This window comes from Exiguobacterium sp. s191, from assembly GCF_018618955.1.
In the GTDB taxonomy this organism is placed as follows: domain Bacteria; phylum Bacillota; class Bacilli; order Exiguobacteriales; family Exiguobacteriaceae; genus Exiguobacterium_A; species Exiguobacterium_A abrahamii.
Genome location: NZ_JACSNC010000005.1, coordinates 170,179 through 191,916, shown reverse-complemented (window position 1 = coordinate 191,916; position 21,738 = coordinate 170,179). Strand labels below are relative to the sequence as shown.

Sequence of the window (21,738 nt, the reverse complement as noted above, 5' to 3'; positions counted from 1 at the left end):
GAAAAAAACGTAAATAATTGCGTATTTTTCTGAAAAATGATTGCTTATTCCTAAATAATTGATACAATCATAGTGTAAGTTATACGTACAAATTTATTGTTTTTTTAAGTTTTCTGCACAAATTTTGATTATTTGTCCGGATGAAAATGAGGGAGTGCCCACACACTTTATTTTTTCTTCTGAAATGTAAGCGCATTCTTTTTGGGAGTAGGGTGATGAAATGTCGAAATATACAATCGGAATTGATTATGGCACGCAATCAGGTAGAGCCGTCTTGATTGATGTCGAAACAGGTCATGAAGTGGCGACTGCAGTCAAACCATATACACATGGAGTAATGGATCAATTTTTGCCTGATGGAAAAACACGGCTTGAACATGACTGGGCACTCCAACATCCGCGTGATTATTTAGAGGTCCTAGAATTGACGATCCCCGCAGTTGTCAAAGAGGCAGGTATTACGAAGGAACAAGTCATTGGGCTTGGTATCGACTTTACAGCTTGTACGATTCTACCGATCGATGTCGATTTAAATCCGTTGTGCTTCCGTGAAGAGTATCAAGATAATCCGCATAGCTATGTGAAGTTGTGGAAGCATCATGCAGCTCAAGATGAGGCAGACGCTTTGAACCGTATTGCGAGTGAACGAGAAGAACCTTTCTTAAAACGCTACGGCGGAAAAATCTCATCCGAATGGATGATTCCGAAGGTCTGGCAAATTCTAAACGAAGCACCCTCCATTTACGAGGCTGCTCACGAAATTTTAGAAGCGACGGATTGGGTCGTTTCTCAGCTAACTGGAAAAGTGGTACGCAATAGTTGCACGGCTGGCTATAAAGCGATCTGGCACAAACAGGAAGGCTATCCTTCTAGAGAGTTTTTCAAAGCGTTAGATCCACGACTTGAGAACGTAGTCGAAGAGAAGCTTTCCAACGACATCGCACCCATCGGGGCCAAAGCAGGAGAATTAACAATATCCTTTGCAGAACGAATCGGTCTCCTTCCGGGAACTGCCGTTGCCGTAGGGAATGTAGATGCCCATGTTGCAGTACCTGCGGTTGGGATCACGGAACCCGGTAAGTTGTTGATGGTGATGGGAACATCTACTTGTCATATCCTGCTTGGTGAAGAGGAACAGGTCGTACCCGGTATGTGCGGTATCGTCGAAGATGGGGTCTTACCGGGGTTTATGGGATATGAAGCTGGTCAGTCCTGTGTCGGAGATCATTTCGAATGGTTCATCGAAAACTGTGTACCAAGTGACTATTTGCAAGAAGCAAACATTCAAGGTGTTAGTACGCACCAATTATTGACTGATAAGGCAACGATGCAACGCGTCGGTGAACATGGATTGATCGCTCTTGATTGGTGGAACGGAAATCGTTCTACACTGGTAGATACGAATCTGACGGGCGTACTTCTAGGTGCAACATTACTGACGAAACCAGAAGATATCTACCGCGCATTGATCGAAGCGACTGCTTATGGCACGAGAACGATTGTAGAAGCGTTCCGAACAAGTGGTGTTCCCATCCACGAAGTATACGCTGCAGGAGGAATTGCGGAGAAAAATGCCTTGATGATGCAGATTTATGCCGACGTCCTAAACATGGAAATCAAGATTTCAGCCTCTTCTCAAACTCCAGCTTTAGGATCTGCCATGTTCGGTGCTGTAGCCGCAGGAGCAGAACGAGGCGGTTATGCCACCATCACGGAAGCAGCGACGAAGATGGGACGCGTAAAAGAAAAGACATATCTTCCGATTCCAGAAAACGTTGAAGTGTATGAGGCGCTGTTTGCTGAGTATACGAAACTATACGATTATTTCGGTCGCGGAGAAAATGATGTGATGAAGCGATTAAAGAAAATTAAGGCGGAATCGTCGCGTCAGAAGGGGGAACCTGTATGGTGAGTCGTCAATTAAAAGAAGAAGTGCTTGAAGCGAACCTAGCATTGCCGAAACATGACTTGGTCACCTTCACGTGGGGGAATGTCAGTGGGATTGATCGAAATGCAGGTTTGGTCGTCATCAAACCGAGCGGTGTCCCATATGATGCTTTGACGATAGAGGATTTGGTCGTAGTCGATTTAGAAGGCAACGTCGTCGAGGGTGATCTACGTCCATCTTCTGATACGCCAACACATTTGGCTTTGTATCGTGCTCTGCCTGAGATAGGAGGCATTGTCCATACGCATTCCCCTTGGGCGACGAGCTGGGCGCAAGCGAAACGAGCAATTCCTGCATTCGGGACGACACATGCCGACTACTTTTACGGAGAAATTCCGTGTACACGTGAATTATCTGATGAAGAGATCGAGACGGCGTACGAGCTGGAAACCGGAAATGTCATCATTGAGACGTTGAACGAACTACACTTGGAACCTGTTGCCGTACCAGGTGTACTGGTCGCAAATCATGCACCTTTTTGTTGGGGAAAGGATGCGGATGAAGCCGTACACAATGCAGTCGTACTTGAGGAAGTAGCCAAGATGGGTATTCATGCCTTGAATCTGAATCCAGGATTAGCACCCATCAAACAAAGCATCTTAGATAAACACTACTTGCGCAAACATGGAGAGAACGCCTACTACGGTCAGAAATGATAGGTGCACATAGCTAGATGAGGGGGATTTTATATGTTGACAGCAAACACACACGAATTTTGGTTCGTGACAGGAAGCCAGATGCTCTACGGTGAGGAGGTACTTCGTCAAGTCGAAACACATTCGAAAGAGATGGTCTCAGGATTAGATGCAGCGGATGTCTTCCGGGATCGAATTGTTTACAAGGGAGTCGTCAAAAATGCAGAAGAAATTCGGCAGATGATGTTGCGGGCGAATGCTGATGATGCCTGTGCCGGTGTGATCACATGGATGCATACCTTCTCACCATCGAAAATGTGGATCAGTGGGATGCGTGTGTTACAAAAACCTTTGCTTCATTTTGGGACGCAGTTCAATCGTGACATCCCGTGGGATGCGATCGATATGGATTTCATGAACCTCAATCAGTCAGCGCACGGTGATCGTGAACATGGTTTTATCACAAGCCGGATGAACGTGAAGCGAAAAGTGCTAGTCGGTCATTGGGAAGATGAACTCACACGTCAAAAGATGTCATCTTGGATGAATGTGGCGCACGCATTAGCGGAAAGTAAGAACTTAAAGGTCGCGCGTTTCGGTGACAACATGCGGAATGTAGCGGTGACAGAAGGAGATAAGGTCGAAGCACAAATCCAACTGGGCTGGACGGTCAATGGGTATGGTGTCGGTGACCTCGTCACCTATATGAATGCGGTCGCGGAGTCAGATTTAGATGACTTGATGGAAGAATATCGCACGCGGTATGAAATGACGAATACTGGAATGGAAGAAGAAGCATTCCAGGAATCGGTCCGCTATCAAGGGCGCATCGAACTCGGTATGAAAGCTTTCCTGGAAGCAGGTGGATACACAGCATTTACGACAACCTTTGAAGACCTACATGGCATCAAGCAACTACCAGGGCTAGCCGTCCAACGATTGATGGAGCAAGGATACGGATTTGCGGGAGAAGGAGACTGGAAAACCGCAGCGCTTGTTCGACTTATGAAAATCATGGCGAGCAACGAACGGACATCTTTCATGGAAGACTATACTTATCATTTTGAACCAGGCAACGAAATGGTACTGGGAGCGCATATGCTCGAGATCTGTCCGACCATTGCGGTCGATAAGCCTAGAATCGAGGTTCATCCTCTCGGAATCGGAGATCGTGAAGCGCCAGCGCGGATGGTATTCGAAGGACAGAATGGCAAGGCATTGAACGCTAGTCTGATTGATTTAGGACATCGCTTCCGTCTCTTGGTAAACACAGTCGAGGGCATCCAACCTGATGAAGCAATGCCGAATCTTCCGGTGGCACGTGTTCTATGGAAAACAGAACCATCGATGGCTCAAGCTGTCGAAAACTGGATCCAAGCCGGGGGAGCGCACCATACTTGTTACTCGTATGAAGTAACAACTGAACAATTGCGCGACTTCGCAGAACTTTTGAACATTGAAATTGCAGTCATCGATAAAGAAACGGAGACAGTTCGATTTAATAATGAGTTACGTTGGAATGAACTGTACTATCGACCATAATTTATTGGGACCTTACTAGGTCCCTTTTCTTGGAGGAGATACTATGAATAACCAACTCGTCACATCAACGTTAAATACAAAAGAAGCGGCAACACAATTGATCGTCAACGTGGATTTACCAAAAGGTAAAATCAGTAAACATATCTATGGACACTTCGCGGAACACCTCGGACGTTGTATTTATGAAGGTCTTTGGGTCGGTCCGGAGTCGACCATACCGAATACAGATGGCATTCGGAACGATGTACTAACAGCTTTGAAGAAATTGAACATTCCGGTCTTACGCTGGCCGGGTGGGTGCTTTGCAGACGAATACCACTGGAAAGATGGTATTGGACCGAATGAAAACCGAAAACGGATGGTCAATACACATTGGGGTGGCGTCGTCGAAAACAATCATTTCGGAACCCATGAATTTATGCGTCTGTGTGAACTACTAGAGTGTGAGCCTTATATTTGTGGAAACGTGGGGAGCGGAACCGTCCAAGAGATGTCTGAATGGGTGGAGTACATGACGTTCAATGGCGAGTCACCGATGGCGAATTGGCGTCAGGAGAATGGTCGTACAGAACCGTGGTCGCTTACGTATTTTGGTGTTGGTAACGAGAACTGGGGCTGCGGTGGAAATATGCGTCCGGAATATTACGCTGATCTATATCGACGCTATCAGACCTATGTACGCAACTATGACGGCAATCAACTTTATAAGATTGCTGGTGGTGCAAACATTGATGACTATAAATGGACCGAAATTCTTATGCGTGAAGCGGGTACGATGATGGATGGCCTCAGTCTTCACTATTATACGATTCCAGGCGATTTTTGGTTAGGGAAGGGTTCAGCGCTAGATTTTACGGAAGATGAGTGGTTCATAACTTTGAAACGTGCCTATTATATGGATGAACTGATCACAAAGCATGGACAAATCATGGATCAATATGATCCAGAGAAGCGGGTCGGTCTCATCATCGATGAATGGGGAACGTGGTTCGACGTTGAACCAGGAACGAATCCGGGCTTCTTGTATCAACAAAACTCTATTCGAGATGCGCTCGTCGCAGCAATTCACTTCAATATCTTCCATAAGCATAATGATCGTGTTCACATGGCGAATATCGCGCAAATGGTCAATGTGCTTCAAGCGATGATCTTAACGGAGGGGGACCAGTTCATTCTCACGCCAACATACCATGTCTTTGAGATGTATCGCGTCCATCAAGATGCTGAACGTGTCGAGCTAGCAGCTATCACGCGTGACTATGTAGCCAAAGAAGAATCGATTCCCTCTGTAAATGCGACAGCTTCTCGCGATGCTGATGGTGTATTGCACATTAGCCTCTGCCAGCTTGACCATCAAAACAGCGATAAGGTCGAAATTGATTTGCGGGGAATGGGGACGATTTCGGACGTATCAGCGCGCATTTTAACAGCAGATCATCTCAATGCTCATAATACGTTTGAACAACCAGACGTGGTTGCGCCACGTGAGCATGAGGTCCAGGTGACGGAAGACGGGAAGCTCATCATGGATGTTCCAGCGATGAGCGTCATCACACTGGCGGTTCGCTGAGATGAAAGTCGTCGAGACAAGACGGTGTCGTACTTGTCCTCCAACAGAAGTAGACACTGATTGGTTATTGACCATCGACGCGGAAGTCATGGCACAAGTCACAGACGCTGAATATCAGGAACGTCTTCGTCAATGTGCAGTCTGTTCGTTTTACCAGGACGATACCTGTTTGAAATGCGGATGCTATGTCTCTTATCGGGCACGCCTTGCAACAAAACATTGTCCGGTGAAGGTTTGGTGAAAAAGGAGCGACTTGAGATGGAACAACAAGAAGTAATAGATCAGACGGCATTTACGCTCGAGAACGATATGTGTCGTTTACGTATATTGACATATGGAGCAACTCTGCAAGAGTTTTCGATTCAAGATGAGGGATGGAAAAACCTCATCTTGTCTTACGATACGGTTGAGGAATACATGACAGACACATATTACTTGGGAGCGACCGTCGGCCGTGTCGCCGGACGAATCGAGGACGGAACATTCGATATGGACGGTGTAACGTACCATCTGCCTCAAAACGAAGGGAAGCATCATCTTCACGGAGGAGACGGTCTCCACTGTCGATTCTGGAAAGTGGAAGACGTATCTAATACTCATCTCATTCTTCGGTATGTAAGTCCTGATGGTGAAAATGGCTATAAAGGGGTACTCGATGTCAGAGCTTCGTTTATGTTGTTAAAAGACGGTGTCAAGATTATGTATGAGGCAATCAGTGACACGGATACGGTGGTTGATATGACAAATCATACGTATTTCAATCTAAGTAGCGGAAACCGAGACATCTTACAGCATGAATTGACGTTACCGGCTAATCAATTTGCTGAGCTTCGAAATGATTTGATCCCTACAGGTCGCTTATTGGATGTCGATCACACTCCTTTCGACTTCCGATTAGGACGAATGCTGGGAGATGGTCCAGCTTCAAGCCATCCACAAAATCAACTCGTCAATGGTTATGATCATCCTTTTTTATTCGACGACCAACGAACAGCAACGCTGTACGATCCTGAAAGTAAGCGCTCCTTGATGTTGTCTACGACTGCACCTGCTCTCGTGCTCTATTCAGGAAACCAGATGAATGAAGAAACGATGTTACGTGAGGGACGCTCTCGAAAATATTATGGTGTTTGTCTGGAGCCTCAACATCTTCCTGACGCCGTTCATCACAGTAATTTTCCTTCTATCCAATTATCGGCGGGGCAGACGTATCACTGGGAAACGGAATATCGTGTCGGGAAAGGAGTCAGTCGATGAACCTCGAACAGATACAAAAGCAGGTTGCCACATGTTCTTGTGGAAATCCACACCATCCGATTTCGATTGAGCAAATCAATGCCTCGGAAAAGGTGTGGCAATCTCTAGTCAAGTTTGTGCAGAAGAAAGAGTGGCGGCATCTTCTCGTCATCGCTGATGTCACTACGCAGACGGTCGGTTATTCCCCGTTGCAGAAAGCATTGTTGACGGTAGGAATTGATGTAACCTTAGTCACGCTCTCACCGAACAAACAAGGGGACGTCGCAGCTGATGAACTAGCAGTTGTACAAGTAATGCTCGAGCTGGACGATAGTGTGGATGCATTGATTGCACTTGGAGCAGGTACCATTCATGATGTGACGCGGTTTTGTGCTGCGAAAGCAAAAATCCCATTTTTATCTGTTCCGACCGCTCCTTCAGTGGACGGATTTACTTCAAAAGGAGCGCCCTTAATCATAAGAGGGAAGAAAATCACCTATCAGCTCGTCTCACCAATTGCAGTATTCATCCCAAGCGACATTATCCGTGATGCACCTCGGGCGTTAGTGGCGGCAGGTGTCGGCGACATGCTTGGGAAGTACACCTCCTTACTGGATTGGCGTTTTGGTGCCTTTGATGGAAAAGAACCATTTTGTCCTGTAGTTGCTCGATTGACAGAACAAGCTTTATTCGATTGTGTAAAAGCTCTACCAGATATCTATGCAGAAAAAGCGGAAGGTTTAAATCAGCTGATGGATTCATTGATTTTATCAGGAATTGCGATGTTGATTTTTGGACATTCACATCCTGCATCTGGTGGAGAACACCACCTCTCTCATTACTGGGAGATGGACTTCTTGACACACGAACGTCCGGCGGTCTTGCATGGCACCAAAGTTGCAATTGCGACGATGGAACTCATCGATACCTATAAAACGATGATTCAAGAGCAGTCTACTGTACCGAGGGAGCTAGAGGAGTGGGCGAATCAGCTCCCGACACGACAGAAGATGGAGTCCGTTTTTAATTCGTTGCAAGCCCCGATTCGACCAGAGGAAATCGGTATTTCACCCCTTCTTCTAGCGAGTAGCAAGAGAGAAGCGTATCGACTTCGCGAAAGACATACCCTTTTGAAACTGATGAGCTTACAGACGACCCACTTTGAAACAGAGGAGCGTTCATTATGACAGAGACAATCGTAAATCCTATCGTAGAACAACGCGCGGATCCATGGATCATGCGTCATACAGATGGCTATTATTATTTTACGGCGTCCTTACCTGATTTTAGCGGGATTCCGCTACGTCGCGCTCAGACGCTCGGGGAATTGACTGCAGCCGCAGAGAAAGTCGTGTGGCAGAAGCGCTCGACTGGAGTCATGAGTGCCAACATTTGGGCGCCAGAATTGCATTATATTCAAGGGAAATGGTACCTCTATTTCGCGGCGGCACGTGAAGATGCGATTTTTGATCATCGCATGTACGTTCTCGAGAATAGTTCCGCCAATCCCTTGGAAGGCGAATGGGTGGAAAAAGGACAAATTAAGACATGGAAAGAATCGTTCGCCCTCGATGCAACAACTTTCGAGCATGAGAACCGGTTATATTACATTTGGGCTCAGAAAGATCCTGAAATTGAAGGGAATTCCAATCTCTATATTTCTGAAATGGAGAATCCTTGGACATTGACAGGACCACAGACAATGATTGCGACACCTGAACATACATGGGAAAAAGTTGGCTTTCTGGTGAACGAAGGGCCTGCTGTTATGAAGCGGAATGGACATATATATGTGACGTTCTCGGCAAGTGCAACAAATCATAACTATTGTGTAGGTCTTCTTCGTATCGATGAAAAAGAAGATATGTTAGATTCCACTCATTGGAAAAAATACCCGCAACCCATTCTTACGACAAATGAGTCAATTCGTGAATACGGACCAGGTCATAACAGTTTCACGACACTCGCAGATGGGAGCGATATAATTGTCTATCATGCGCGGAACTATAAAGAAATCGAAGGTGATCCATTATGGGATCCGAATCGCCATACGTATATACGACCATTTTCTTGGCAGGGAGATATGCCTGTTTTAAAAAAAAGGATGGTCAACGAGGAGGTCACACGATGAACCAGACAGAGAATCGGAATCTTATTTTAGAGCAACGGGCAGATCCATGGGTGTATCTTCATTCTGATGGTTATTATTATTTTACAGCATCCGTTCCCGAATACGATCGAATCGAATTGCGTCGTGCTACATCTCTTCATGAACTAAAAGATGTAGAAGCGGTGACAGCTTGGGTCAAACCTGATACTGGTCCGATGAGTGATCTGATTTGGGCACCCGAATTACATCATATTCGTGGAAAATGGTATCTTTATTTTGCAGCTGCTAAGTCACGTGAAATTGTAAACGGACTCTTTGACCATCGCATGTTCGTTTTAGAGAATGGTTCGGACAACCCGCTAGAAGGCGAATGGATAGAACGAGGACAAATTGAAACACAGTGGGATTCGTTTGCTCTTGATGCGACCGTTTTCGAACATCAAGATGTTCATTACTTAGTATGGGCACAAAAAGATCCTTCCATCGAAGGGAACTCGAACCTATATATCGCTTCTTTAAAGAATCCTTGGACCATTCAAAAACCGCAAGTCATGTTGACAAAGCCAGAGCTTGATTGGGAGACAAAAGGCTTTCTGGTGAACGAAGGACCTGCAGTCCTGAAGCGTCACGGACAAATCTTCATTACGTATTCTGCTAGTGCAACGGATGAGAATTATTGCATGGGTATGTTGAGTGCTTCAGAAGACGATGATCTACTGAATCCGGATGTTTGGGAAAAGTCATTGCGGCCAGTCTTCGCGACGAACGATGCGGCTGGCCAATATGGACCAGGACATAATAGCTTTACGATAGATGAGCAGGGACGCGACGTTATTGTCTATCATGCACGGACATACACAGATATCGAAGGTGATCCTTTATACGATCCGAATCGTCATACACGGGCACAAATCTTTACGTGGACCATGGATAAACAACCGTACTTTGGTAAACCAACCTAATTACGTTAAGTATTAACTTCTTTAAGAAAATATAGTTAATCTTATAAAGTTGGTAATTTTTTATTTAAAAACCACGAGCTCATAAAAAGCATCCCTTACGTAGAATTATTCTACAGAAGGGATGCTTTTTTTTGTAAATTAGATCTTAAAACGGTTTGTCCCTTGTTCTAGGGCATCTGTCGTTTCGTTTAGAGTGATGACTAAATCATGCAGAGCAGTCACCGTACCAATCATCTGCTCTGATGCTGCAGCGACTTCTTCGTTCCCAGCAGTATGCTCTTCTGCGACGGAGGCAATTTTGCCTAGTGCATGCCGAATACGATTTTCTGAGAGAAGGACATTTTGCATTTGCAGAGCCATATGTTGAGAAGACTGAGAAACGACTTCGACATGTTCTGTCAATCGGCTAAAGGATTGATCCGTATCAAGGATTGATTTTTTACCAGCCTCTGTCTCGTAAACTGTCTCCGTGAAGCTTTTTTCCATCGATTGAGTACTCACGAGTACACTATTGACTATGGAAGAGATTTGACTGACGTTTTCAGCGACGTGCATAGAGAGATTTTTGACCTCAGAGGCGACGACAGCAAATCCTTTTCCTTGCTCACCAGCTCGTGCTGCTTCGATTGTTGCATTTAAGGCAAGTAAATTGGTTTGTTCAGAGATATCACGGATGATGGAAATAAGACCTTGGATTTCCTCCGATTGTCGATTCAGCTCCTGAACTTGGTTTGTCGAACGTTGGACGTGAGAGTGGATGACGTTCATTCGTTCGACAGACTGGTGCATGTGCGCACGACCCTCACGAGTCAATTCGTTCATCTCGACAGTTGCTTGATTGATATTTGCACTGACATGATCTGTACTCTGAATCAAATCCGCGAATGCATTCATCTCTTCATTGAGAGAATGAGTCACATGAGTCTGACTCTCGGTTCCTACGGCAATCTCTGTCATTGTATGCGCGATTTGTGTCGACCCATCGAGTACTTCCTGTGAACTGGAGTCGATGGTTTCACTAGTTTGAGTAATCAATGTAGAAGTTTTTTTTATTTCACCAATCATCTTACTCAGCATGTCATTCATGTCTTGCATCGATACTGCAAGGGAGTGGATCTCATCGTTGGCGCTCACTCTCAAGTCTTGCAATTGAAAATCAGCGTTTTTTAAATCTCCTGCTGCAATGGATTGAGCGACCTCTTGGAGTATACGAATCGGATCAAGCTTACGCATAAGAATCCATCGTAAGTATATCAATGTGATACTAAAGAATAAAACGAGACCTAAAAAGAAGAGCGGGAAGTTTTGTTTGGCAAGAGCCATCGTTAATTCGTGTACCTCGTCTGCTGAAATATCCCCTCCTAAAATGCCGATAACGTTACCATCAGGAGATTTAATTGGAACGAAGACACTGATATACTGTCCGTATTTTTCGTCTTCAATGATGTCAGTTGCATGTGTCTTGCCTAAAAGAACGTCTTTGACGTCCTTATAAGAAGCACCGGTTGCAGGTGCTCGAATGTCACTAGCACTCTCTGAAGAGCTACCATCTACCATGAGTTTGACGTTTTCATCCTCTACGAGTGCCGTATACGTATAAAGAAGTCCATTTTGCTGACGAAGGTTATCTAGCTGAGAACGAAGCTTCTCATAATCTGTTCCTTTTTCAGGTTGAGTGAGAAACCGCTCATATGTTGTGGGATCAATTTGATTTGCAATCCGCTGTACATCTTGGATAGCTGTTTTTTTTAGAGTAGAGAGTGCCGTTTGTGTAGTATTGAAATAAAGAGCAACGTTACTAAATAAGAAAAACAAGAGTAGAATGATACCGATGATTTGAGAAAGTCTGTTTTTTAGTGAGTGCTTACGTTTGCTTTGCATACAATCCTCCTGAGTTTGTTTCATACAGACAGTAGTATCGGTACAAGCTAAAAGTTGTTTAGTCTGTAGTCAGAAGTAAAAATTTTCAGAAGTGTTTTGATTTTTATGTTTTGTGTACACAATTTAACTTCTAAGTAGGCTCAACAATTCTGAATCATAAAAAAAGCGACTTCTCAGTTCGATTAAAAAAGTTCTTGCTCATAGTGAATTTCGCGCAAAAATAAGTTTTGAGATCGTATTAACTTTTTTTAAGTAGCAAAATGGGTGTCTCGTTAGATTAAGAACCAAATGAGAAAGAAGCGTAAAAAAAGAGCCTGATGGCAAGTATCAAATTTAATCCTAAAAATGCCGATGGAAAGGTCGGAAAAAATGCATATCGTTATTTGATACATAAAAATTTTCATTAGGTAAAAAATCTCTCGGACGACCTGTGTATCTAACTCCAGAAAGGTTAGAGCATGTACTAAGAAGACATCATACCGGAGTATGGGATGGGACGTTCGGAGCATATGACATGCAAACTTTTTTCCCGAACGGTACGAGCTATAGTCAGATAGTAGACTGGATGTCAAAATGTTTAAAGTATAAAGAGTTAGTCAAAGAGGTACTGTTAAAAAGAAATACCCTAGGAAAAAATCGATTGACTTTTAAAGTCGATTATAATGGTATGCGCTTTAAAATAGGTCTTAAAAAGGGACCGAATGGAGAATTGATCAATTCTATCCAGTTTATCAACTATGGAGGTTTTAATCACGTGAATGATCAAGTTTTAAAAATTGATAAGATTGAACTGCGATTCAAATGTCGGGATGGACGAATCCAATCGATTGAAGAATTTTCAAGGCAGTTCGAAAGAGGAATTTTATTTTTTGAACATCCTGAAACGGTGAATGACTCAGTGGTCATCATGGATATAGTCTCAAATTATGGGTCACATTCATGCTATTTCAAATTCGATAGAATGGATATTGATATGGGCCACTATCTGATTGATGAGCTCGTGGCTAAATGGTCGCTTATTTGGACATGGTATAATCAAGCTCATTTCGATTCTAATAAACAGCTTAGAAAATATCCGTCAATTTTTGAAATGGTAAAGAGCCGTTTTGGTGAGACGAGTAAAGAATATGAAGCGGTTCTCGACTCATCACCTGAAGAAGTCCGGATGTACATGGATGCCGGAGAAGTCGATGAAATCGATGACATTCACAAAAATATGGACTGGATGATTGAATTTGATAATAAAAACTCGTTCGAAAAAATGAGAAGAGAAAAGATTTACTTTGAGCATGATTTTCAAGTTTGGGTCGACCTTGATCATTCACTCCCAGCTATCCGAGAGATAATCTCAGAGTTGGAAGGAACAGAAAATTAATCACTCTATGAATAAGTAAGCGAATCGCCCTCTCTAAGAAAATAGGTTTATGAAAGATTGGATTACAGAGGAGCATATACATTTCGACATCGAATTGTATACGCTCTTTTCATATGTCTCATTAGAATAGAAAATTGATTATGAATCAACTTTATCTGAAATAACCGTTATGGAGGTATGGATAGTGGATGACATCGTTCTAAAAATTGATTCGATAGAACTGAAATTTAAGAATGAAGATGGGAAGATTGAATCCTTGGATGAATTTTCATCTAATTTTGATCAAGGTTTTTATTTAGATGTACACTCAGAAACATTTAAGGATACTAAAGTAGTTTTATGTCTACAATCAAATTTAGGAATTCATACATTCAGTTTTGGTTTTAATCGCAAGGATGTCGTATGGGGACATTATTTAGTGGATAAGCTCGTACAAAAGTGGAAAATTATTTGGGAATGGTTTCATCAGGCCAGTATAGACTCCAAAAGTAGTTTTGATGATATGGAATCTCAGATAAACCACGATAATCTAGATTGGGTTATCGATTTTGATGACAAAAATTCATTTGGGAAAATCAGAAATGAATCTTTGTACTTTGATCATGATTTAAGAGTATGGGTGGACCTGGAATACTCGTTATCCGCTATTCGAGAACTGATTAGTAAAGTTGATGTGTACTCAACGTATATTCGCGTTTATAGTCTTTTCAAATGAGGTTTTATGAGATACATCAATAGGTCGGACTGGAGTTGAGTCGACATGGCGTGAACCGGAAATCGTAAATAGTGATTACTTCATTAAACGTCACGACGATTTCTAACCTCAAGAAAAATATACACTTAAGCAAGAAAAAAGATTTATTAGCAACTAACCCATTCAATTTTAAGATAGCTTACGATTGATTAGCTGATAAGTACGACGCTTGAAACCCTCTCTACATGATCAGCTGAGATAAGCGTATGACCCGCGTATACCCCTTTAATGTCGCGAGACGAACATCTATGCTCGAATGAAGATTAGAAAACCCCTAAAAGGGGTTTTCTGTGAGTCCCTACCATTCTGTTTCAGTTCAATTAAAGGTATTTAGCATGGTGTTTTAAATTGAATAAGCATGAAGTTCTCTATTTTTCTTTTATTAAAGATTAGTATGTTTTATGAGAAAGGTAATGCAATTAATGTAATGATTAAAGTAATAATCATAAAAGTAAGATTAATTAAGAGATTAATTGTAAGCCCAATTTTTTGTTTTATAGTTGTTTTAAACATTGCTAAAAAAGAAAGCAAAACAAAAAATGCGCTTAAAAAAACTGAAAACATAACAGGGTTTATTGAAAAATTGTCTAAAAAGAATGAATGAAAATCTTTGTTAAAAAATGAGTTGTAGATAAAGAAAAATACCAAGATTGTTGCTAGATATAAAGTAAAAATACTTTTTTTCATTTTTATCCTCCTATTACAAATATTTAAAAATAGATATAATCCTTTTGTAAAAAACAGTATTTCTATTAATAATTTTATCCTATAGCATCTACCAATGAAAGGGGAGCTTAAATTGAAAAAAAGTATTTTAATATCGTCTTTAGCTTTGTTAGCTATTACATTAAGTTCGTATTCAAACGTTAAAGCTGAAGAAGTAGAATCTGCTGAGGGCACGGTAAGTGCTTACGGTGTAGTAAATCCGGGAGGGAATGTCACTTCTTCATTCTCATCAATCATGTTAAAAAATGCTGCAAGAGCTTATCAATATAAGATTGCAGATATAACTTTTCCTGTTGGAACGGGTCGTTTTTTTGCTAGCAAAGTAAAGAGTAGAGGACCATGGGATTACAAGCATGCTTATGGAACGACCGAAAGATATGTTTTCGGTGGTCGCACAATGAAAGGCGAAGATTTAGGGAATATGCATTATGGTTCGGATTGGTTTGATCAAACCGCATCGTATCGATTCAATAACTGGCTATCGTTATTATTCCATCCATCAGTACGAAGTATTAGGAACGATTCGAGAATTAAAAGAGATTGGACTCAGTTTAGAGGAAATCCGCTCTTTCCTAGATGAACGAAACTTGGAAAAATCCTTATCCATTATGGAAAAGCATCAGAACAAGCTACAACAAAAAATTCAACAATTGATTCGAATCGAGAGTAGTCTGAAGCAAAAAACAATGTATCTCAAGCGAATCGCAACAGAAGGCGCAACACCCCGACCTAGCGTTCGCTATATAGAAGAACGTCACTTCTTAACGACGCATATGGAAGTCTCAAATGACATCGAATTAAACTACGCTGCGATCAAGATGGAGGATTTATTAGAACGACATGTCCCCTTTGTGGCAGGAAGTTTTTTAGGATTGTTGTTTGATGCGAAGAAACAAATGATAGAGAATGCTATTCCTTCCTCCACTTTGATAGCGCAGACGGCATTCCTGAACGATTATCCAGCATCCCAACTGATCCGTGTTCCAGCGGGCTATTTTGTGTGTCTCCGTCATTTTGGACAGGTATGGGATCGTAAAGGGAGTATAGGCGAGTTAAAAGCTTACATCGAAGAAAATCAACTTTCGATTGATGGTCAATCCATCCAAATGGTAGAAGTAGATGTCTCTGTAACAGATCGCTTGGATGAATCTTTGTTTGAGATACAAGTTCCTGTATTATTTCAATAAACTTATCAATAACAAGAACTGAGTATACATTTCGATGTCGAAACATCCACATAGTTCTTGTTTGTTTTATTTACGTATAATCTGTTACTAAAAAACATATTGATAAAAAGATGAGTTTATAGATTTTGAATATCATGATTGATTAACTAGATACACACTTGTGAAAGAACAATCATTTTTGTATACAAAACGGTCGTTTTAAAAACAAAAAAAGAAAACTCACATATTTCCTCAGATGTGAGTTCTACCTGTCTTATTTATAGATATCACGACGATGCCCGATCTCGAGAATCAAAATCACGACTTTTTCATCCTGGATGTCAGCAATCAGACGATAATCACCGATGCGATACCGCCATTCACCCGAGCGATTCGAGACGAGTCCTTTACCATGACGACGCGGATCATCCGTCCCGACCAGATTCTTCTTGATCCAGGACATGATGATCCGCGCTTGTTGAGGATCCATCTTCTTGAGAGACTTTTGAGCTCCGCGCTCAAACTCTACCGTAAATGCTGTCATTCTAAATCAAGTTCCTTCATCATATCGTCGAAAGAGATCGCTTCGGATTTTTTACGGTGTGCTGCCATCGAATCATGATAGAGTTGTAAATCGATTTCGTCTTCGATGCGGTCGAGGACGGCATCGCGAACGAGTGTAGAAATCGTGATGTTTTTTGCCTTCGCATATTCTTTGATGAGTCGTGTATCCTGGTCATCCAGACGTACGGAAATGGTACTCATAATTATCAGCTCCTTTGTAATACATTGTAATACATATTCCAGTAGTAGTCTAGAAATGGCACCGATTTAAAATAGGATTGAACCTGTTATAACTAGTATGAAAATGATGAATAAGTATGAAAAAAGAAAGGCTGCTGTATCGCGTGCCTTTCTTTTTGTATAAGACGTCGCACACGCTGAAATGCTCATGTGGAGGATCATAAATACACGGAAATACTATACAACGCTGCGAAAAATAATGAGATCGAGACGCCTAATCCAAGATAGAGGGTCTTGATGGAGTCTTGGGTTGATCGGATGACGTACACCAACAATCCCACGAAAAGGAGGCTGATTGCCATCAAGAAGAGGGATATCATGGTCGGCTCGAACCGGATATCAGAATAGGTGAAACGCAAGCTAGGGAAAAGAAACCCTGACAGTGGACCAGCCCCGCTGGATTGAAGAGTATCCTTGATCGAGTGAGGGGGTTCCTGTTGACCGAGCCACGCAGTCGCTGTGAAGAGAAGCAGGATCAAGATGCCTTCCATGCGCATCCGCATCCGTCGGACTTCAAACGATCGTTCAGGAGACGCGTAACTCCACTTCCCGTTCATGATACCGATGATCAGCACGGGTAGAATCAGGACGTGTTTCCAGAGTAAGGCTTGTCCATACGGTAAAATCCAGGAATCGGAATACTCCTCTACCTGCACGACGACAGACATCAGATAGATGCCGGAACCGACGATCAGTAAGAAACATAGCGTCACGAGTGGTTTGAACCATTCGAGGAAGATGCCCCAGTTACGGTCTGATGGACTCCAAAAGCCGAGTATGAGCAATCCACCGGTCCAGATGAAGACGGCGAGTGCGTGAATAGAATGTACGAGCATGCCTTCTGCCCCTTTGATGCTAGAGGCGTGCCCGGACCACGCGAACGTAACGACCATCGCCATAACAAGGAATACCCCTAGTTTTATACGTCCAGGACTGAGTGATGAACGATTGATGACGATGAGAAGGAGTACACTCCAGAGAGCCATCAGAATCCAAGCGTTCCCTGCCTCGAATGTAAGTAACACGGATTGCAGTGTTATCCAAAAACCGATCTCTTCATATAAATACAGTACGATTCGTAAGACGGACAGGGAAAAGGATAACAGCATCAGCACGATGAGCATGCGAACCCAGCGGATCGAAAGCGATACGTCAGGTCGGTAAGAACGAGGGATGAGCTGGACGGAAAAGAAACCGATCAACAGCGCAAGACAACCGTAGAGGAGCGTATCGCCGATCAGATAGAGCGCGGTCATCGCTTCCGCCCCTTCCCGATAAATCAGATCAGCTCGTCCAAACATTCACCGTTTCCGGGATGGACTGTAGTAGCTGTGCTAAGACGATCGAACAACACTTTCAAAAGATGCAAAATGTCCAGACCGTCACAGTTTCGTTTGCCCGTGGGGAGATGGAAATCGACCATCAGCTGGATGCTCGACAAGTCCAAAGCGAGCTGAACAAGATCGGTTTCGATGGATACGTCAAGGGAAAGAAAACGTCCGAGGCACCGGTCCGGTCGTTCGAGGGGATCTCCTTGATCCTGTCCGGGATTTTGATTGGTCTGGGATTGCTCATCCAAACGAGCGGAGTAGCGTATCTTCCGAATGTTTTGTACGGTATCGCCTTGATCCTCAGTGGGGGGAGAGTTTTCCGGAGTGCCTATTATGCCGTCCGTGCCCGCTCACTCGACATGAACGTATTGATGAGCGTAGCAGCCATCGGTGCCGCATGTATCGGGGAGTGGCTCGAGGGAGCGACCGTCGTCTTCCTCTTTGCCATCGGCAATTTGCTTCAGAATCGCTCCCTTGCGCGGACGCGCAATTCCATTCAGAAACTGATCGAACTGTCTCCGAAGGAAGCCTTCGTGCTGACGGACGGGGACGTTAGACGTAAACCGGTGGAAGCGGTGCGAGTCGGAGAAATCCTCCGGATTCGACCAGGTGATCAGGTTGCACTGGACGGCACGATCCTGAACGGGACGACGACCATCAATCAAGCACCGATCACGGGCGAATCGATTCCTGTCGATAAGAAGGAAGGCGATCACGTATTTGCCGGAACGCTCAACATGGATCGTTCGTTCGACATGATCGTCGAGAAGACGTATCAAGAGACGACGCTTGCGCACATCATTGAACTGGTCGAGGAAGCGCAGGATAATAAAGCACCGAGTGAAGCGTTCATCGATCGTTTCGCGAAAGTGTATACACCGTTCGTCTTCCTAGGTGCATTGTTGCTGATGATCGTCCCACCTTTACTCCAACTTGGTAGTTGGGGAGAGTGGTTCTATAAGGGGTAGCGTCAGGAAAATGCGGATTTACAATGCTAAGGAAATTCCCATACTAAAAAGCCAAATTTCTCAACATCAATTGAGAAATTTGGCTTTTTCCGTTGCTCAGTTAAAGCGTCCTTTAGTTGTATATTTCCTGTTAATATCCCTTTTGAAGCATAACATTGTTTTCAATGATCGCACCCGATAGTTGACGCCCATTTTAGAACCTATTCTTTGATTTTCAATAAGCGTAAACTGTTTAATGTTACAAGTAAAGTTGCTCCCATATCAGCAAATATAGCTATCCAAAGTGTTAACCAACCGGGCATGACCAAAAGTAATGCCACTAATTTAATCGCCAAAGAGAAGGTAATGTTTTGCTTGATGATTGCTAAAGCCTTACGGCTTAATTTTATTGTATATGGCAATTTACTCAAATCATCAGACATTAAGGCGATGTCAGCCGTTTCTAAAGCTGTATCAGTTCCAGCACCACCCATTGCTACACCAACGGTAGATGCCGCAAGGGCTGGAGCATCATTCACGCCATCTCCGACCATCCCCACACTTTGATGTTTTTCTCGAAGTTCTTTAATAAAATTAAGCTTATCTTCTGGAAGTAAGTCAGCTTTAATATCCGAAACACCAACTTGTTTTCCGATGGCTGTTGCCGTTCTTTGGTTATCGCCTGTTAGCATCACTGTTTCGATTCCCATATTGTTCAACTTGCCGATAACTTCTTTAGACGATTCCCTCATTTCATCGGCTACGGCAATAAACGAAAGAATTTCTTTTTCTGTTCCTAACACCATCACCGTTTTACCTTGAGTTTGCATATCGGCAATTTTTTCTTTCTTATCGCTTGAAATGCTTCCGTGTAATTCCTCAAAAAGATTTGGACTTCCCACATAATACATTTCATTATTTATTTTGGCTTTAACGCCTTTACCTGTAATGGATTGAAAATCCTCTACTGTTACTTCGTTGAATTTTAATCCATTTTCTTCTGCTTTTCGCATAATCGCTGAAGCAAGAGGGTGCTGTGATCCTTTTTCAATGGCTGCTGTTATGGTCATTAATTCATTTTCATTTCTACCATATGTCACAATGTCTGTTACAGCAGGAATCCCTTTGGTTAATGTTCCTGTTTTATCAAAGGCTATCGCTTTTAAGTGTCCTGCTTCTTCTAAATGGATACCACCTTTAATTAAAACACCATTTTTAGCTGCATTTCCTATTGCTGTAACCACAGCAACTGGAGTTGAGACTACTAAGGCACAAGGACAACCAACCACTAATACAGCTAAGCCTTGATAAATCCATTGGCTCCAGTCTCCGCCAAATAATGGTGGAACTACCGCAATTAAAAGAGCTAGTATGACAATAGCTGGTGTATAGTATTTTGCAAATTTATCGACAAACGCTTGAGAAGGGGCCCGTTCTGCTTGGGCTTCTTCTACCAAGTGAATGATTTTTGAAAGAGTAGTATCTTCAACTCGTTTTGTTACTTTAACCTCAAGTAACCCTTCTTCATTCAAGGTTCCTGCAAATACTTCATCATTTGTGGTTTTCGTTACTGGAACACTTTCACCTGTAATCGCAGCCTGATTTAATGTCGATGTACCTTTAACCACTATTCCATCCATTGCTAACTTTTGACCGGGCTTAACAATCATGATGTCTCCAACTTGAATATCATCAACATGAATCATCATTTCTTCATTGCCTCGTCGAATTAACGCTTCTTTTGGGGCAATATCCATTAAAGATTCAATAGATTGACGTGCTTTATCCATTGAATAACGCTCTAATGCTTCACTAATCGCAAATAGGATAACAACGGTTGCCCCTTCACCCCATTCACCAATGATTGCAGCTCCTATAATTGCAATAGTCATAAGCGTATTCATATCGAAATTTAATCTGCTTAGATTTTTGAGACCTTTAATGAATAACGAATATCCACCGATTAAAATGGACGCTGCATAACCAATTGTCGGTAGAACATGCTCTTCACCATACTGCTCTCCTAAGAACCAGCTAACTACAAGTAAAAGAGCTGATATATATACCTTAATGTTTTCTTTCTGCTTCCAAAAAGGTTCTCGTTCTACCCTTTGTTCTTTTTCATCTCGAATTTTTAAATTTTCAAATGCTCCTGCTTTTTCTAATTCTTCAATGGTTGTCGTCCCTTTAACATAAACTTTAGATGCTCCGAAATTTACTTTCGCATCCTGAACACCGGGAAGTTCTTTAACATTATTTTCAAAAATGGCTGCACAGTTAGTACAAGTAAATCCTTGAACACGATAGGCTTTCATTTCTTCTTCAGACAGTTTTGCTTTCCCACTAGACATTGATCTTCACCTCTTTCTTATGTGCCAATGCAATCATCATAATTTGTCTGATATGCTCATCATCTAATGAATAAAATGCAAGTTTTCCCTCTTTTCGAAACTTAACAATCCCTTGCTTATGGAGCGTTCGCAGGTGATGAGAGGCATTTGCAACCGTAACACCTATAATATTTGCTATATCACACACACACAGTTCGTCATCTTGACATAAAGCATAGGTAATTTTTGCTCTATTTTCATCTGCAATAGCTTTTAACATTTGGGCAACACTAGAAATATCTACTGTCTGTAAATTACCTTGTATTCGATTGACCTTTTCTTCGTCATAACAATAAATTTCACAAGTATCTTTCTTAATCACATTCTCACCCCAATATCATTCAAGTGTTTATTTGAATAT

The 21,738-nt window shown here is 42.6% G+C and carries 21 protein-coding genes; 15 read left to right on the top strand and 6 right to left on the bottom strand.

All coding sequences use genetic code 11. The features are described 5' to 3' along the window. Nucleotides 1-220 precede the first annotated feature (220 nt). From araB to KNQ09_RS16465, 9 genes are read left to right on the top strand one after another with little or no spacing between them, the layout of a single operon-like run. Nucleotides 221-1,912, top strand: coding sequence for a ribulokinase (gene araB / locus KNQ09_RS16500; RefSeq protein WP_214859088.1), 1,692 nt, complete (start codon nucleotides 221-223; stop codon nucleotides 1,910-1,912). Then, nucleotides 1,906-2,604, top strand: coding sequence for an L-ribulose-5-phosphate 4-epimerase (gene araD / locus KNQ09_RS16495; RefSeq protein WP_058265990.1), 699 nt, complete (start codon nucleotides 1,906-1,908; stop codon nucleotides 2,602-2,604). Before araB ends, araD begins: the two co-directional genes overlap by 7 nt. Before the next feature lie 33 nt (nucleotides 2,605-2,637). Beyond that, on the top strand, nucleotides 2,638-4,125 hold the full coding sequence (gene araA / locus KNQ09_RS16490) for an L-arabinose isomerase (RefSeq protein WP_214859087.1): 1,488 nt from the start codon (nucleotides 2,638-2,640) through the stop codon (nucleotides 4,123-4,125). A gap of 43 nt (nucleotides 4,126-4,168) precedes the next feature. Then, the gene (locus KNQ09_RS16485; RefSeq protein WP_214859086.1) at nucleotides 4,169-5,695 is read left to right on the top strand and encodes an alpha-N-arabinofuranosidase; all 1,527 of its coding nucleotides are present in this window, start codon (nucleotides 4,169-4,171) and stop codon (nucleotides 5,693-5,695) included. A gap of 1 nt (nucleotide 5,696) precedes the next feature. Next, complete coding sequence (locus KNQ09_RS17630; RefSeq protein WP_160315905.1) at nucleotides 5,697-5,936, top strand: DUF6171 family protein; 240 nt, start codon at nucleotides 5,697-5,699, stop codon at nucleotides 5,934-5,936. Nucleotides 5,937-5,953: 17 nt separating this feature from the next. Then, the gene (locus KNQ09_RS16480; RefSeq protein ID WP_214859085.1) at nucleotides 5,954-6,952 is read left to right on the top strand and encodes an aldose epimerase family protein; all 999 of its coding nucleotides are present in this window, start codon (nucleotides 5,954-5,956) and stop codon (nucleotides 6,950-6,952) included. Continuing rightward, nucleotides 6,949-8,118 carry a sn-glycerol-1-phosphate dehydrogenase gene (locus KNQ09_RS16475; protein WP_214859084.1) on the top strand — a complete coding sequence of 390 codons (1,170 nt, stop codon included), beginning with the start codon at nucleotides 6,949-6,951 and terminating at the stop codon, nucleotides 8,116-8,118. The genes KNQ09_RS16480 and KNQ09_RS16475 overlap by 4 nt, the downstream gene beginning before the upstream one ends. Next, the gene (locus tag KNQ09_RS16470; protein ID WP_214859083.1) at nucleotides 8,115-9,062 is read left to right on the top strand and encodes a glycoside hydrolase family 43 protein; all 948 of its coding nucleotides are present in this window, start codon (nucleotides 8,115-8,117) and stop codon (nucleotides 9,060-9,062) included. Before KNQ09_RS16475 ends, KNQ09_RS16470 begins: the two co-directional genes overlap by 4 nt. Continuing rightward, on the top strand, nucleotides 9,059-10,003 hold the full coding sequence (locus tag KNQ09_RS16465; RefSeq protein ID WP_214859082.1) for a glycoside hydrolase family 43 protein: 945 nt from the start codon (nucleotides 9,059-9,061) through the stop codon (nucleotides 10,001-10,003). The genes KNQ09_RS16470 and KNQ09_RS16465 overlap by 4 nt, the downstream gene beginning before the upstream one ends. A 138-nt stretch (nucleotides 10,004-10,141) precedes the next feature. On the opposite strand, the gene KNQ09_RS16460 is transcribed toward KNQ09_RS16465, so the two are convergent. Beyond that, nucleotides 10,142-11,908, bottom strand: a complete 1,767-nt coding sequence (locus tag KNQ09_RS16460; RefSeq protein ID WP_251138236.1) for a methyl-accepting chemotaxis protein — start codon at nucleotides 11,906-11,908, stop codon at nucleotides 10,142-10,144. 490 nt (nucleotides 11,909-12,398) lie between these two features. On the opposite strand from KNQ09_RS16460, the gene KNQ09_RS16455 reads away from it, so the two are divergent. The 5 genes from KNQ09_RS16455 (at nucleotide 12,399) to KNQ09_RS16435 (ending at nucleotide 15,926) form a co-directional block, all read left to right on the top strand. Next, nucleotides 12,399-13,259, top strand: coding sequence for a hypothetical protein (locus tag KNQ09_RS16455; protein ID WP_214859081.1), 861 nt, complete (start codon nucleotides 12,399-12,401; stop codon nucleotides 13,257-13,259). A gap of 184 nt (nucleotides 13,260-13,443) precedes the next feature. After that, nucleotides 13,444-13,974: a hypothetical protein gene (locus KNQ09_RS16450; protein WP_214859080.1), complete on the top strand. Its 531-nt coding sequence runs from the start codon at nucleotides 13,444-13,446 to the stop codon at nucleotides 13,972-13,974. 397 nt (nucleotides 13,975-14,371) lie between these two features. Beyond that, entirely contained in the window at nucleotides 14,372-14,617 is a 246-nt protein-coding gene (locus KNQ09_RS16445; RefSeq protein ID WP_214859079.1) for a hypothetical protein, read from the top strand. 195 nt (nucleotides 14,618-14,812) lie between these two features. After that, entirely contained in the window at nucleotides 14,813-15,319 is a 507-nt protein-coding gene (locus tag KNQ09_RS17625) for a hypothetical protein (RefSeq protein WP_214859078.1), read from the top strand. Continuing rightward, the gene (locus KNQ09_RS16435) at nucleotides 15,201-15,926 is read left to right on the top strand and encodes a MerR family DNA-binding protein (RefSeq protein ID WP_353049765.1); all 726 of its coding nucleotides are present in this window, start codon (nucleotides 15,201-15,203) and stop codon (nucleotides 15,924-15,926) included. The genes KNQ09_RS17625 and KNQ09_RS16435 overlap by 119 nt, the downstream gene beginning before the upstream one ends. A 253-nt stretch (nucleotides 15,927-16,179) precedes the next feature. Here the strand turns inward: KNQ09_RS16435 and KNQ09_RS16430 are convergent, their stop codons facing one another. The 3 genes from KNQ09_RS16430 to KNQ09_RS16420 all read right to left on the bottom strand — a co-directional run bounded on the left by KNQ09_RS16430 (nucleotide 16,180) and on the right by KNQ09_RS16420 (nucleotide 18,010). Next, nucleotides 16,180-16,449, bottom strand: a complete 270-nt coding sequence (locus KNQ09_RS16430) for a type II toxin-antitoxin system RelE family toxin (RefSeq protein WP_047395636.1) — start codon at nucleotides 16,447-16,449, stop codon at nucleotides 16,180-16,182. Continuing rightward, nucleotides 16,446-16,670 carry a type II toxin-antitoxin system RelB family antitoxin gene (relB, locus tag KNQ09_RS16425; RefSeq protein ID WP_026829710.1) on the bottom strand — a complete coding sequence of 75 codons (225 nt, stop codon included), beginning with the start codon at nucleotides 16,668-16,670 and terminating at the stop codon, nucleotides 16,446-16,448. The genes KNQ09_RS16430 and relB overlap by 4 nt, the downstream gene beginning before the upstream one ends. A 197-nt stretch (nucleotides 16,671-16,867) precedes the next feature. Continuing rightward, nucleotides 16,868-18,010, bottom strand: coding sequence for a copper resistance D family protein (locus KNQ09_RS16420; RefSeq protein ID WP_214859077.1), 1,143 nt, complete (start codon nucleotides 18,008-18,010; stop codon nucleotides 16,868-16,870). 14 nt (nucleotides 18,011-18,024) lie between these two features. Here KNQ09_RS16420 and KNQ09_RS16415 point away from each other — a divergent pair, with 14 nt between their 5' ends. After that, nucleotides 18,025-19,008: a heavy metal translocating P-type ATPase gene (locus KNQ09_RS16415; protein WP_214725543.1), complete on the top strand. Its 984-nt coding sequence runs from the start codon at nucleotides 18,025-18,027 to the stop codon at nucleotides 19,006-19,008. 200 nt (nucleotides 19,009-19,208) lie between these two features. On the opposite strand, the gene KNQ09_RS16410 is transcribed toward KNQ09_RS16415, so the two are convergent. Beyond that, nucleotides 19,209-21,338 carry a heavy metal translocating P-type ATPase gene (locus KNQ09_RS16410; RefSeq protein ID WP_214859076.1) on the bottom strand — a complete coding sequence of 710 codons (2,130 nt, stop codon included), beginning with the start codon at nucleotides 21,336-21,338 and terminating at the stop codon, nucleotides 19,209-19,211. Further along, nucleotides 21,331-21,699, bottom strand: coding sequence for an ArsR/SmtB family transcription factor (locus KNQ09_RS16405; RefSeq protein ID WP_017474136.1), 369 nt, complete (start codon nucleotides 21,697-21,699; stop codon nucleotides 21,331-21,333). Before KNQ09_RS16405 ends, KNQ09_RS16410 begins: the two co-directional genes overlap by 8 nt. Between the last annotated feature and the right edge of the window lie 39 nt (nucleotides 21,700-21,738).